The following is a 14,370-nucleotide window of genomic DNA, read 5'->3' as shown; positions in this document are numbered from 1 at the left end:
AATTCTTCTAATTAACAACTATTGTAGAAAGAATTTCTTTAAATTAAAAAACTACGGTTCAACTATTTTAATTAAATAATACTTTTATATATTTTAACTTTATGTTTAAAAGATTCTATTCCACCTTCAAGATAATCAACAATATATTTTTTTATTTTATCTTCACTTGGATATCCGGAGTTTTCAATCCACCCATGTTCACCATTAGATTTCATTAATATAACTAAATCTGACAATGCATTTGTCACAATTGTAGCATTATGTGTGGCAATAATAATTTGACGATTTGATTTTACATCTCGTAATATTTTGACCAAATTATTAAAAATGTATCTGGAATCTAAGTTATCCTCTGGTTGATCAATTAGCAATGGACGATTATCATCAGTTAATTCAGAATATGCAAGAATAAAATCAAGCATTGCAACCACTTTTTGGCCTAAACTTAAGTTGGTAACATCTTTAAAAATTGCTTTCTTATTTTTATCTGTAACTTTCGAGTTTATATTGAATTCTAAAGAGAGCTTTTCACAATTATTATATGTATCCTTTAAATAGTCTTCTATTCTAAATAGATCTAGTTTGTACCAAATATTGAAAATTTCATCAAAAATATCATGTACATTTGATTTTTCTACCTCTATTAAGGACATGTCGGAATAAATTGAATTAGAGATCCTCTGATTTGCAATTTGAATTAGTTGATTTTCATAAAGAATTTCCCTATCATTCATCATTTTTACAAAATTTGTAAATCCTATCTTATCAAAAACAAATGATAAGTAGTCAATAATATCTTCACAGGACAGCATGTACCCTTTGAAAGGCCTTTTTAAATTTTTTCCTGGTGGGAAAAACCATGTTTCAAAGCGGTCCGGTAAAAGATACTTAAGTTCCTGCTTATAAACAATTTGTAAATTCCCCGTTTGTTGGTTATTAAAATTATCAATAATTGAATTTATAAAATTAGATTGTTTACTTAATTTCTCATCAGCAGATTCAATTGCTGGAATTATCTTTTCTATTTTATCAATTTTTTCGGAGAAGATATATTTTTTGTTCTTTCTATCCTTGAAAAGTGTACCACGTAGAAAATCATCTATTTTGCCACTACTCGCAGAATTAACTAATTCGTTAACAGAATATCTACTATCAAACATTTCATTAAGTAATGATTCTTTCTTTTTTTTTGGTACTTTAATAATTCTTTCATCATCTAGAATTTCATAAATTAATAAATGATTTTCTATTATCTTTGATTTTATTCTATTTTCATGAAACCAATATTTATCAGTACTTCTTGTTCTAACTTGATATAAATCATAGATGTCTTCATTCTCCTTTTGTTTAGGAAGATTCAACTCAATTATGTATTGTTTTTCAAGCATTTCATACCATAAATAGACTTTTGAATGTTTAGATAAAAATTCTAACTTCTGTTTTGAGTCAGCTTTTTGTGAAAGAACAAATTGAATTAATTCTAAAATAGTACTTTTCCCGGTCCCTCTTCCTCCTATAATGCTATTTAATGAGTCGGAAAACAAAATTTTAAATTTCTTATTACTTGATAAAAAAGCCTCTTTATTCGTAGGTAAATATATACCTCGTATAACTTTTTTTATTTTTTTATTTGGTTTGTCTAATTTTACTGTAACATCATACTCTGATAAAGATTCTTTCAATTGTTTATAACTTCTCTTACTGAATTTTATCCACATGGGATTAATAGAATGATTTTCAATATAATGTGAATCATTATCCAGAATAAAAAATGGATTCACGCCTTTATTTATTATGGAAATGTAATTTCTTACATTTGAAATACTGTCTTTATTTGAAACTCCAATATACTTCAAATATTCTTTCGAAAATAATTTTTTCTTATAAGCATTAGTAAAGAGTTTTCCATCTTTAAATATATCCGAACTATTTATATGAGCAATATAAGTGATGAATTCTTCCTTATTAAAAGTATCAATAACATCTAAACTAGCTTTATATGAACCCTCTTTAATACCCATAAGGTTTTCTTCTAGCCATTTTTTGATAATTTCACTTTTCTCATTTGGAAAAGCTACAAGAACATGTATTCTATCAGCACATGAAATTTCCACCCCATTTATTACCTCAATATATTCTTTACCTTTATTGATATTCAATTCAGATACAATTTTTATAGCTTTTTCCATTTTCTTAATTCCTGAAATTGTATTATGATCAGAAACCACTATTGTTGAAATATTTTCTCGATATAAACTCTGAGCAACTACCAAAAATGATATTTGCTCTTTTTCATTTTCAAAACCATTTTTTTGATAGTTATTATAAATAATACTATCACCATCTTTTGTTTTAAAATATTCCTCTGGAAAAAGCTTATTATTTTTTACTTCTAAAAGATAATCTTCTACAGATAGTTTATTCCATTCTTTCTCTGATAAATCGTTCCAAACTTTAAATAACCTGTAATCATGGGATACTGGGGTATGGATGTGAAACAATGTTTTACTATATTTCCCACATTTATTTTTAGTTTTCAGTAATTCATCATATGCCTTTTTTATTTCATTATTTTCTTTTCCCATTTTCAATCTCCATAAACAAAAAAATAATACACTATTATTATTTTACATTAACAATATCACTGTTCAACAGGTAAGAAATTCCCTACAATAATCCCTACAATTCTAGGATCTTCATCATACGAAAGAAAAATATCTCGATATTTTGGATTGATAGAAACTAACCGTAAACCCTGTTCTTCCTGGTAAACTCTTTTAATGTATGTCTGATTATTACAGACTACTGCATATACTGCACCATCATAATCGAATCCTGTCTCACGAATGAGAGCAACAGAACCGTTTTGATATTTGGGTTCCATTGAGTCTCCAGATACCCATGAAGCAAAATCATGAGCTAGTTCTTTATCAAAATAGACAGTATCATAGTTTTGATCGTTGTACACCGATGAACCGATACCAGCAGACATTTGTTCGTAAACATGATATTCGTATAGTTTTTCTGACATTGAAACAATGTTCTTACATTTTTCTTTTTGAACTAGGCCTCTGACATAACTAAGTGCATTATTCTTACCTTCATCCGATAAAGTATTATATAGTCGGACGATTTCAACCTCTGTAAAATAACCTTTTGGAACATTTAGAATCTGCTCTAGTTGTGGCACTTTTTCTTTAGATGGTTGTTTTACTCCACGCTCCCATGCGGAATAAGCTTGATAACTAATACCTAATCGATCCGCAATATCTTTTTGAGTCATTTGTAGCTCTTTTCTACGAGCCTTTAGTTTTTCTGGTTGGTACATCATTTACCTCACATTAACAATAATTTCAATTCAGCTTTTTGTTTTGCTTCTTTGTCTGTTAGTTTATTCTTATCCCAAACATAAGCTATTGATTTTCCTCTATCATAAATGAGCCATACTTTTAAATTCTTTCGGCAAGTCTTTATTGTTTTCCAATTCTCTTGATCTAGAAGTTCTGGATACTCTTGACTAGTTACAAAACCTCTTTTGCTCACAGATAGCTCTATCTTATTGATGAGAGAAGTCTGGTAGTTGTTAAACTCCTTTATAATATGTTCTTTGATGCTGTGAAACAAAAGGAGTAGTGTGGCATTTTGTCCATCAATATAAGCATCGATAGCCTGCCTAATGGTATTTTCTTTTTCAGGATAATATTCTCTAAGAAGATCTAAAAGGCGAAAGAACAATGCCTGTTTTGAGACATCGAGGCTATTTTGAATGTGTTGAAAGGTGTCGCAACTATAATAAATCTTTGACAACAAAACAATGTCAGGCATTAATACTACAGCAGAGAAAATATTCGCTTCACGCTCTAGTAGGTTCTCCTGATTATCAATAGATTCAGTAAAATAATTGCCTTCATGCTCTAGGATAAAATGTCCTAGCTCATGACACAGAGTAAAATTTTGCTTCACAATTGGATTATCCTTTTCATAAGAAAAACTAATACCTAATTCATCAATAACAGTTAATCCTTCAATCTGATGATTTGAAAAATGATGACTAATCACTTGAATCTGATATTCCTGAATACAGTGTTGAAAGAAGTAATTAAAATTATAATTTAGTAACGAAATATCATGATCCTTCATGTACTGATATAACACATGTTTTGTAGACTTACTTATTCTTGTATACAATTCATCCAAAGAATGATACCTCCTTTAAGTATAAATTACAAAACTAAACCAGAATGGTTGAGTAAATTATATAAAAAAAGTAGACTATTGTCTACTGAAAATTCTAAAATATATCCTCACACTTAGCCAAAGCTATCTCTGATTTTCTAGCAAGAATATTTTCCTTAATTAAGGCTATCAATTCATTTGGAGATTTATTTGCTAGAGAATCATACATTATAAAAATCAAAAATTCATCTGATATCACACCATCTGAAAAATCAAATTTATTATATTCATCATAATTCGTTTGAAATTCCTTACGTAGGAATTCTTCTGAAATTAAACCTTCTGGTATATCACTCCTGGCAAATTCATCAACTAACTTTAAAATATTATTTCTGACATTAATATTATACATCTGGTCTAGGTCATATAATTTTTCAAACCAATACTTTAATCTTTGATATTGATTCTCATCTTGTATTTCAGATTCATCAAAAGATATTAAATGAACATTTACCACTATATCCCCTCTAGAGGCATATATATAACATTTTATATACTTTGCTAAAGAAACTCCATGAAAATACGCATTAAAAACACCTGTCGATTCATCCTTGCCATATCCATCACGTTTTCGCTTATTACAAGTATCGCAAGTTGTAACAAGATTATGGGGAGTTATAGCAAATTGAGGAAATTTAGACTTTGGTAGAACATGATCTAAATTTTTATCATTAAATCCCCACCGCTTATCACAAATAGGACATCTATCTGGAGCCAGAGAATATAGTCTATCCTTATAAGTACGACTACCAGTCATGCAGTATGTGAAAATACCCTCCATTTGCTCAATTGTTATTCCATATGCATCGTCCATCTCTTCCATAGTATACAATTGATTTCTATTGTCAAGATAATTTATCTCATAATGCTTTAGTTGTGCTTTCCACCCTGCTGGATCTACTTGTGTGAAAACATCCTTGATGTGCTTATCTTCTTTATTTGAAGCATCAGTGATTACAGTATCACATACATCAGAAACTTTAAAATCCGGTTCGTCAATCTTCTTCATTTGTTTTTAATTCCCTCGATAGCTGTAATATAATTCTTGCTTCACTACCCAAAACGGCTTCAAAACTATCTGAAATTTGTTCTTCGCCTATTTTATCTTGTAATACTTTGTAGAACCCTGTATTTCTTAAGTCAGTACCAAAAATAGTATCATTAATGAAGCTAATACTCTCTCCATAAGTTTTACTTGATAGTTTCACTATACTACCCTTATGGCTTTCAAAATCATATTTTAACTTCCTAATATTTGTATTAGGTACTTCCTGAAGTACGATTGCAGAGTGAGTTGCTAATAAACAAACACCATTTCCTTCCTCAACAATTTCTTCTACTCCTCTAATATATGCTTTTAAAAGTGGTGGATGCAAGAATAACTCAGGCTCATCAATAATTACAAGTGTTTTTTCAAAGACCTTGATAATCAAATTCAATAGACTAAGTAAAACTATTTTTTGACCAGAACTTAGTTCATTAATTATATCTTCCGATAATTCTCTTTCTTCGACTAACGGAAGAATCCGCATAAACAAAGGATCAAATGAAAATTTGTCTATAATTTTTTTAGTTCTATTTTTATTTTTGGGAGTCGCCGCCTCCTTAAAAAGAGTTTTTATTTCTTCAGTAATATAATCTTCTAAATTAGTTGTCTTATTGAAATCAATACCAATAAATTTATAATTTTCTCTATCATTTTTTATGATTCCTGTATCAAAAGGACTATATGAAATTAATACAATTGACTCGAATTGATTAATATTGGAAGTACTATTTTTAAATAAATCACTATTTTTCTCAATATAAAGATCAATCAAGTTTTTTATGAAATATGTTTTTCCTGCTCCATTATTTCCTACAATTGCATATAAAGTATCCGGAAAATACTCTATTGAATGTGGATCCTTTCGAAACTCTAAAACATTGTTTCCATTTTTATCAATAATACTAATTTGATATTCATCAACATAGTTCCCACCCATACTTAATCTGTGAAACTGATTTCTGATTTCGCTTAAAGTAACACTGCGTAAAAAAGAATTCTTCAATAAATAATAGTCTTCAACAGGATAATAATTCGAATCATTCTCAATTGCCTCATCTAGCCTATCTAAGTCGTAGGCAATATCACCCATTTTTTTGAAATACTCATCTTTTTCAGCTGAGGTTAGAAACTTATTTAAAAACTCGTAATACTCTTTATCTCCAAGTGAAATCAGATTATATTCTTCCTCTTTATCAAGAATCGATTGTAGGTCAATTTCCTCATTATGCCTATAAGGAATAAATGATAATTTAAGACTACCAAAATCGTATATTTCACCTTCAATTTTTGCTGTCAATGCATATAATGTTCTATAGCCGTAATCGTTCCAATGATCAAAAGCGTAATAAATACCATCATCTAGAGAACTAAAATCTTTATCAGATAGCGGAAAATTCCTCTTCCATATCTTACGTCTAAAAGGATATTTTTTAAAAAAATTTATCATATCTTCAACCCCACAACCTGTCAAAAGTTCTCTTAAAGTAAACCACCCTTTTTAAAGGCTTTCTTCCGTTCTTCCATAAACTCAATTAATTCTTTCTTGAAAATAGCCTTTTCCTCCTCAGTTAGACCATTTGAATTCATACGGAAAAGAAGTTCTACATTATCTAACTCATCTTCTTTTAGATGTTCATCCGAATTACCAACTAAATAATCAATTGATACATTTAAAACTTGTGCAATCTTGACTAAATTATCTTGTGTTGGTTTTTTAGCTCCACGTTCCCATGAAGCATAAGCTGGTTGCGAAATTCCTAGTTTTTCAGCTACATCGACTTGTGTAAGATGTGCTTGTTTTCTAAGGTTTTTTAATCGTTCCGAAAATTCCATTTTAAACCTCTAAAATTTTTTTGTATTAATTTCAAATAATCTCTTGACAAATATAACCAATGGTTATATAATATAAAATATAGCCGGAGGTTATATTTATTTTAAAAATAATAACGCCTAGCTATCGGCATTATGATCATTGACAATTAAATAAAAAGTGCGTCTGACAACCAGAGGACTGACTATCAAACTACACTAAACTTCGTACCTTTATTGTAATCTATTTGATAGGTAAAGTCAAGTCCGTTTTATGGTTGAAGTGAAGATAGAAAACAAGTATTTGTGGGCTTCCACGCATTTCGGACTTTCGCACTTTTCCGAATAGTAAAGTGAACTGGCTTCGCTAAAGGGCGTAAGAGAATCCCTTGGGTATGATTATGACTACCTGAAGAGATTGGCTGGGAAAGCGATGGTAATTGACGCAAAGCACTTTGCTAAACGTTGCCACCGTGGAAAGAGGGATCTTTCCAACCAAATAACTTTTCTTTACTGCTGTCTATCTTAAAGATAGACCTACTCTCAAGCTACTAAGTTCTTTCCTTTTTTCACTTAGTAGCTTTTTTACTTATTACAATAAAGGAGAAAAATATGACAAACTTTTTTCGCACTACAATGTAAACGACTCTACGATAACTATGAATTTACCTATGGTATGTTTAGTGAATCTAATAAACTACAGGCTAAACTCTATGCTCAAGCTCAAATTGATTTAGACCATCTCGCAGATGATGCTCGTAGAAATGGCTATGCTCATGGGGATATTCAATTCTATAGTCGTATGTTTAAACGCAAATTATTTACCCACTATTACTCAAGAGTGAAGAAACTAGCTTAACTCTTTTTATTTTACACTCAGAAAGGAAAATCTTATGATCTCAGAAACACTTAAAATGAAACCAGAATTTATTGGCCCTGCTTACTACGAACGTTTGGGAAATGCTCCTAAATTTATTTTTGGAAAAGAAGGCAAATACCAACGTCACATTCTAAACAGCGCAGAGCACGGTGCATTTCATGTCATCACCCCAGCATCTACAACAGTCTTTCCCGAAGATTCTCTAGTAGAAGCAGTTAACCCAATCTTTTTCCCAGACACTGCTCTTAATGGCAATACTGTTGCCCCTTATCTCAATGTCTTTGCGGAAAAATTGGTAATTAAAAAATAAGAAACAAAAGGAGAAAATCACATGGCTAAAATTGGATTAAACTACGGAGAAAAACTACAAATTGCTGACAAGACTTATCGTGTTATTACAGACGGATTAGATGTCCCAGCTGTCCTTGGAAAACTGACTTTCCGAGGCATTGAAGGTCCTGATATCATCTTTGAAGTGGATCGCTCACAACGTAATCCTGACGGATCATTTGTCCAAGTTAATACAGGTGAGATCCGTGGAATTGTCGTAGGGATTCACTCTTCTGTCCAGCACGAAACACTCTTTTTCACCATCGCAGATATGTCTGAGTCTGAAATTGAAGACTTAGGCATTAAATACCGAGAAGAGATTGAATTGGAAGATATTGTTATTACTCATACTCATGTCAATCGTAATGATATCTATAAGCTCTTTGCTTCTAAAATCAAGAAAAAAACTGGAGGCGCACCGACTAAAGAAAACAAACCAGTAGAAAATAAGAAGGAAAACTAGGAGGTGATGCACTATGAAACTCTTTACCTATCGTGGGAAAAGAGTTCACGCTTTTCATCGAAAATTGAAGGGAATCACATGGTTTATCTGGTGGTTTCCTTTTTTATTTGCTATTAGTTACTACAGCTACTTACATCTAGAAGAATTAAAAGTCTATCCCTTACCCCAAGGATATTTTCTAGGAGCTGGATTTATCTTTTCTTTGATCTTCTCTTGGTTTATCAATCGAATTTGCTACAGGAAAGTGCTCTTCTTTCAAAAGCTCAATAGTCTTCGAATCCTCTCTCGCTTTCTGCTAGAGAATAACCTCTATCTCGTTAAAAAGGTCAAGCGTGAGAACAAGATCATTGAAAAAATCACCTTGCCTCAGGTTTATGTCAAGCAGTCTCGCTACAAGATTGAAGTGAGTTTTATTCTAGAGGGTAATAAGTTCCAAGATCGTTTTCTAAATCTTGGGGCCACGCTTGAAGTCATGTTTAACGGGGACTTTCGCAATAAAACCTTTGATAATCGCTTTATCAAATATGAAATTGCTATCAACCGAATTGATAGCAGAATCACCATCGATGAAGTAAAAGTCAAAGGCTCAAAACTCCAGCTCATGAAAGATGTATCTTGGGATTATATTGAAGAACCTCATCTTCTCATTGGAGGTGGAACAGGTGGAGGAAAAACCGTTGTTCTCATGACCATTATCTATGCACTAGCTAAAGTAGGATTTGTTGATATCTGTGATCCAAAGAATTCGGACCTTGCTGGATTAAAGAAAATTCCAGTCTTTCATGGTCGAGTCTATACCAGTAAGGAAGATATCATTAACTGTTTTAAAGACAATGTAGGGTTCATGGAAAAACGATATGAATTGATGAATAGTTCGCCAAAATTCCAAGCTGGAAAAAACTTTACTCATTATGACATGAAACCAAAATTCATTCTAGTAGACGAGTGGGCAGCTCTTATGGCAAAGATTGACCGTGACTATAGCCAACAGTCTGAACTCATGGAATATCTCTCACAGTTAGTTTTAGAAGGTCGTCAAGCTGGAGTCTTTATCATTTTTGCTATGCAACGGCCCGATGGTGAATTTATTAAAACTGCTCTTCGGGATAACTTTATGAAGCGTCTCTCCGTCGGTCATTTAGAATCAACAGGCTATGACATGATGTTTGGAGATGCTAATAAAACCAAAGAGTTCAAAAAGCTAGATGAAATTAATGGAGTCAAGGTCAAAGGACGAGGTTATATCGCAAACAACGGAGAACTGGCTGGTGAGTTTTTCTCTCCTTATGTACCGCTCGATCAAGGCTTTTCCTTCTATGATGCTTACTCTAAAATTCCCATCATGGAGTTTGAAGGTGAAGAGTTCTCGGTCTTTGAAGAATATAAACCACCGGTTGAAACAATTGATCCTATAGAGGAAGAGGAGACTATAGAAGACGAATCAAACAAGAGGCCACTCAAAGAATTCGCAGACGAACAAAATCTTAAAATGCCAACCTTGCGCAAGATTATCTATCTCTTAACAGAACAAGGGATCATCTTTGAACGGACTGTATCCGCTATTCTAGTGGATCCTTTTCAAGAAAAACTTCTTCTTGAAATCCTCGCTCAATTTGAAGAGGGAGGACGCAGGTCTTATCCAAAAGCAGTTGAAGCGACGATTGTTCATCATGGGCTAGGACAAGGGCAAGGGCAAGCCTGACCGCAGGTCAGGCGCAGACCGTAGCCCGAAGTTTCTAGGCCATGATGAAACTTCAACCCCCGTTTTCTAATAGGGGGGTTACAATTGGCAAAAACGCCAAGTCCACCCCACCTCATTCCTTATGGGAGTTGGGTTTTCAATTTTTATGAAGTGTGTCACTTTCGTCAAAAAAGTGTGTCACTTTGTTAGAAAGAGGTGTTGCGATGAATGGACAAAATTAGTCCTTTTCATATTAAGAATTTCAGAAAACAAACAGGACTTAGTCAAAAAGCATTTGCACAAGCTGTTGATCTTCCGACTAGAACCTATCGTTCTTATGAAACAGGCGAAAGAGGACTGACGATTGATAAGTTTAGAGAACTTAAAGAAAGACTCGGTTACTATCAAGATTGTGATAAAAACAGTCTTCGGGCTCAGATTGACTATCTACGATTGACCTTTCCTAGATTAAAGGATCTAGATGCTTTCTGTGAAAACTTCCTTCACTGTCACCTAAGCGAATTTACAGACCAAGAAACCCGTCTCATGAATTATACCCACTTATGGCAACGAGGAAACATCTGGATTTTTGATTTCTTTGATAAGTCTGTGACCAATGACTACCAAACTTGTCTTCAACTATCCGGTCAAGGATGCCGTGAGTTAGAACTACTTCTAGAAGACAAGGGAATCACTTGGCAGATCTTTCTTCAAAATATTCTTTATTCCTATGAAGACGTTCGGGTGAAGCGACTCGATATCGCTCTAGATGAACTCTATAAGGGTTACGGTCACGAGGACGAACAAATTCAAATTCCCAAATTGATTGATAAACTCTATTCCAAAGAGATTGTTCTAGACACGATCAAGAAATGGAATATCACGGGTGGTGGATCATTCACAGATAATGAAGACATGGAAGCTAATCATGGTTTGTCCATTTACTTTGGAAGCCGTCAAAGCCAACTCTACTTTAACTTTTATGAAAAGCGCTATGAAATAGCTCGAATGGAAAACATCTCCTTGGACGAATCCTTGGAGATTTTTGGTATCTGGAATCGCTATGAACTCCGCTTTTCAGATCAGAAAGCCCAAGGCATTGTAGAGGAATACATCAACGGTGTAGATCTCGGAGAAATCGCAAGAGGTATCATAAACAAAGAAATCCAAGTCTATGATGGCCTCACTCGTTTCGGAGCCTATAAACCTGATGAGAAATGGCAACAGCTCTTTGGAGGGGTCGAACCCTTGAAACTCTCAACCAACCCACAGCCTTACAGTATTGAGAGAACGATTCGCTGGCTGACCTATCAAGTTGCTAACTCCCTTGCACTAGTCACTGAAGCTGATAAAATCCTGCAAACAGAATACATGAAAATGATTCAGAATAGCGGAGAGATCACAGATCGAGGAAAAGCCATGTTACGACTTCTCAAAACCAATAAACACTATGAACACTAGAAAGGAAAAACTAAATGGAATACAAAGTTCAAATCAATTCACTCGAAAACTTTAAAGCTTGGTCTGGTGGACTAACGACCTTAAACACCGTCCGTGAACGTGGTGGAGTAGATACTCTAACCGTCATTTGTGAAGATATCTTCTCTGGTGATACTCCAACAGAAGTACAAATCAATGACTGGCTCTGGTTTGATTCTGATTTTATCTACCAAGCTCTAGGCTACGATGATCTGCTTGAGGCTTCTTGAGATGCTGAAGAAGATTTATCAAGCAGATTTTCTGCTTCTTCCAGAACATGAATTTTGGAACATGTTTATTCTTCTTCGAAAAGAAAAAGACTTTTTCTATGAATGTGCTGGAAGATCTACTGAAAAACCACCAGATGCGAATGGTTTCTATGACTACGAACATGCCTTCTTCACTCTAGATGGCGATGTGCTCAGTCTAAACAAAAGAATGCGTCCGTCTCTTATCTCTTATATCCAACAAACAATTAAAAGCAAACAAGAAACATTTAGAAAGGAAATTGAAATGGCCACTAAAACTATTTTTGAAAAGAAAGTCTCTCAAGTCACAAACGAACTGGGGGAATTGCTGAAAAAGAAAGATCATAGAGAGGCTTGGACCAAGGCTGGAGAATTAAATAGTCTCCTTAAAAAAGAAGAAGCCAAGGATCTAAAACCTGACTTGATCGAACAACTCCAAACTGAGCTTCGAGGATACTATTACATTAATGGCGAGATCGAAAAAGCCAATAAGCGCCTTTATGCAAAAGGATCCAAGCTCATTGAGCTTGCTGCTCTCTAAAAGGAGGAACTATGGATAAAGCCAAACGCTACTTGCTTCAAGCAAAAGAATATCTCTCTCACTTTAAAAAGGTGGAGAAAAAAGGAGGCCCACCAAAACTAAAAGTCACCAATAAAAAGACCGTCAATATCGCAGTCATAGGAGGAATTTCTTTCCTCCTTTTTGTTGGCCTCTTGGGATCTGTCCGTGCTATCACACTATCAAATAAAGTAGGAGCACTACAAGCTCAAGTAGAGGCTACTAAAAAACAAAAGGCACAGCCTATGGAGTCGAGTAGAAAATACGACTACAAACTCCAATATTACCTGAATGATTATGTCTATGCCTATTTCACTCTTCCACAAGAAGGGGATAAACAACAAGCTCAAGTGGAATACTTAAACAGCTTTTACAACTTCATTCCTGATGTGAAAGCACAGGGCCAAGTTCGAAATCCTAGTGAACTTCTCTACTCTCAATTAGTAACTGTAGAAGGAAAAGTTGCGACCTATAAGATCAAATACAAGGAGACTATCCGTCGGGATAATAACACAGAAGAAAAAGAAATCGTGACAGGTTTCAATATTCCATTTGATGAAAAAGATGGGAAATATTATATTTCTGGCCTTCCTTGGTTCTCTGCTATTGAATCCTCACAAGCTGGACACTTTAGCGAAGACGATCAGCTTCAATTAATCGCTAACGATCACTTTTCAGATGGTCAGCGTAAAAAAGTTGAAAAATTCCTCAAGGTCTTCTTTACCAACTATACTACTAACCAAGATAACCTTAATCTGATTGCTAAGGATGTGGATATTATAGCCAATACCACCTTCAAAACAATTGATTATACCTATCTAAAAAAAGACGGTCAGAATCTAATCGCTTATGTTCAAGCAACCTTTGAGGTCGGAGGGACCACTCATTCAGAAAACTTCACCTTTACCCTCTCAGAAAAAGAAAAGACCTACTATGTCACAAAACTAGAACACACCATTCCACTAAATTATGCAAATGATAAAGAATAGGAGAACTCTATGAATACAGACAATCTACGAACCTTCCTCCAGGGCGATGGAATTTGGATCCTAACAGCCATTGCGGTGCTCTTAGCGATCAAGGCTTGGCGGAACAGCTCCTGGCTTCAACTTTTCTCTGTCGTTGGTTTCTATGCCGTTATTGTTTCGATTGCCAAAGGACAAGATATCCTCAAAGCAGTCGGCTGGTTCCTGCGACTCTTCGGTATTGAATCAGGACTTTAAGCATGAATGAAGAAAGACTTTATGACTACAGTAAGGGCCTAAATGCTCCTTATTGGATCCAAGAAATCAAGACAAAAAAGGGCACTCGACTATGGTATTTTGCGACACCGATGCAGTTGTCCTTTTTCATTGTTTTTATCATCGTCTTTGTGGCCATGTTACTCTTTGGAGGATTTATCTTTGTGCCACTCGCAAAAATCACTCACTCAATTTCTCTCTTGCTCTATTGGTATCTCCCTTACAAATTGGCTAAATTCTATACTGAATACGAGCCTCACGGTAAAAAGATGCACGTCTTTATTGGAGATTACCTGATTTACTTTTGGGACTTTAAGATCAATAAAAAAGCTATCTACCATGAAGATCGGATAGAGCCTGTAGAAGAAATTGTCTTTGAAAAAACAAATCTATAGA

16 protein-coding genes are annotated in these 14,370 nt (G+C 34.0%); 10 read left to right on the top strand and 6 right to left on the bottom strand.

The genetic code is table 11. The features are described 5' to 3' along the window. Nucleotides 1-71 precede the first annotated feature (71 nt). From P5Y91_RS04945 to P5Y91_RS04920, 6 genes are all read right to left on the bottom strand, one after another. On the bottom strand, nt 72-2,585 hold the full coding sequence (locus tag P5Y91_RS04945; RefSeq protein ID WP_277839091.1) for a Spaf_1101 family AAA-like ATPase: 2,514 nt from the start codon (nt 2,583-2,585) through the stop codon (nt 72-74). Nucleotides 2,586-2,641: 56 nt separating this feature from the next. Then, complete coding sequence (locus tag P5Y91_RS04940) at nt 2,642-3,328, bottom strand: XRE family transcriptional regulator (RefSeq protein WP_277839129.1); 687 nt, start codon at nt 3,326-3,328, stop codon at nt 2,642-2,644. An 8-nt stretch (nt 3,329-3,336) separates the two neighbouring features. Further along, entirely contained in the window at nt 3,337-4,197 is an 861-nt protein-coding gene (locus P5Y91_RS04935) for an ImmA/IrrE family metallo-endopeptidase (RefSeq protein WP_277839089.1), read from the bottom strand. Between the two features lie 94 nt (nt 4,198-4,291). Beyond that, nucleotides 4,292-5,245 carry an HNH endonuclease gene (locus P5Y91_RS04930; RefSeq protein ID WP_277839087.1) on the bottom strand — a complete coding sequence of 318 codons (954 nt, stop codon included), beginning with the start codon at nt 5,243-5,245 and terminating at the stop codon, nt 4,292-4,294. Continuing rightward, a complete protein-coding gene (locus P5Y91_RS04925; protein ID WP_277839086.1) occupies nt 5,232-6,755 on the bottom strand; it encodes an AAA family ATPase in 1,524 nt (507 codons plus the stop codon). The genes P5Y91_RS04930 and P5Y91_RS04925 overlap by 14 nt, the downstream gene beginning before the upstream one ends. An 8-nt stretch (nt 6,756-6,763) precedes the next feature. Further along, a complete protein-coding gene (locus P5Y91_RS04920; RefSeq protein WP_277839085.1) occupies nt 6,764-7,117 on the bottom strand; it encodes a helix-turn-helix domain-containing protein in 354 nt (117 codons plus the stop codon). A gap of 652 nt (nt 7,118-7,769) precedes the next feature. Between P5Y91_RS04920 and P5Y91_RS04915 the strand changes: the two genes are divergently transcribed. The 10 genes from P5Y91_RS04915 to P5Y91_RS04870 all read left to right on the top strand — a co-directional run bounded on the left by P5Y91_RS04915 (nt 7,770) and on the right by P5Y91_RS04870 (nt 14,369). Then, nucleotides 7,770-7,952 carry a hypothetical protein gene (locus tag P5Y91_RS04915; protein WP_277839084.1) on the top strand — a complete coding sequence of 61 codons (183 nt, stop codon included), beginning with the start codon at nt 7,770-7,772 and terminating at the stop codon, nt 7,950-7,952. Nucleotides 7,953-7,986: 34 nt separating this feature from the next. Next, entirely contained in the window at nt 7,987-8,283 is a 297-nt protein-coding gene (locus tag P5Y91_RS04910; RefSeq protein ID WP_000622652.1) for a hypothetical protein, read from the top strand. 21 nt (nt 8,284-8,304) lie between these two features. After that, complete coding sequence (locus P5Y91_RS04905; protein ID WP_277839082.1) at nt 8,305-8,766, top strand: conjugal transfer protein; 462 nt, start codon at nt 8,305-8,307, stop codon at nt 8,764-8,766. Nucleotides 8,767-8,779: 13 nt separating this feature from the next. Continuing rightward, nucleotides 8,780-10,468 (top strand): FtsK/SpoIIIE domain-containing protein, encoded by a 1,689-nt coding sequence (locus P5Y91_RS04900; RefSeq protein WP_277839081.1) that lies wholly within the window; start codon nt 8,780-8,782, stop codon nt 10,466-10,468. A gap of 207 nt (nt 10,469-10,675) precedes the next feature. Then, nucleotides 10,676-11,908 carry a replication initiation factor domain-containing protein gene (locus P5Y91_RS04895; protein ID WP_277839080.1) on the top strand — a complete coding sequence of 411 codons (1,233 nt, stop codon included), beginning with the start codon at nt 10,676-10,678 and terminating at the stop codon, nt 11,906-11,908. 14 nt (nt 11,909-11,922) lie between these two features. Then, a complete protein-coding gene (locus tag P5Y91_RS04890; RefSeq protein WP_006152920.1) occupies nt 11,923-12,156 on the top strand; it encodes a hypothetical protein in 234 nt (77 codons plus the stop codon). A 1-nt stretch (nt 12,157) separates the two neighbouring features. Then, nucleotides 12,158-12,715 carry a conjugal transfer protein gene (locus P5Y91_RS04885; protein WP_277839079.1) on the top strand — a complete coding sequence of 186 codons (558 nt, stop codon included), beginning with the start codon at nt 12,158-12,160 and terminating at the stop codon, nt 12,713-12,715. An 11-nt stretch (nt 12,716-12,726) separates the two neighbouring features. Beyond that, complete coding sequence (locus P5Y91_RS04880; RefSeq protein WP_277839077.1) at nt 12,727-13,722, top strand: conjugal transfer protein; 996 nt, start codon at nt 12,727-12,729, stop codon at nt 13,720-13,722. A gap of 9 nt (nt 13,723-13,731) precedes the next feature. Beyond that, a complete protein-coding gene (locus P5Y91_RS04875) occupies nt 13,732-13,956 on the top strand; it encodes a TcpD family membrane protein (protein WP_003005585.1) in 225 nt (74 codons plus the stop codon). Nucleotides 13,957-13,958: 2 nt separating this feature from the next. Then, nucleotides 13,959-14,369, top strand: a complete 411-nt coding sequence (locus tag P5Y91_RS04870; protein WP_049503699.1) for a conjugal transfer protein — start codon at nt 13,959-13,961, stop codon at nt 14,367-14,369. The last annotated feature ends 1 nt before the right edge of the window (nt 14,370 follow it).

This window comes from Streptococcus taoyuanensis (assembly GCF_029589235.1).
Classification (GTDB): domain Bacteria; phylum Bacillota; class Bacilli; order Lactobacillales; family Streptococcaceae; genus Streptococcus; species Streptococcus taoyuanensis.
The sequence above is the reverse complement of the archived record's forward strand: the minus strand, read 5'-3'. Positions and strand labels throughout refer to the sequence as shown.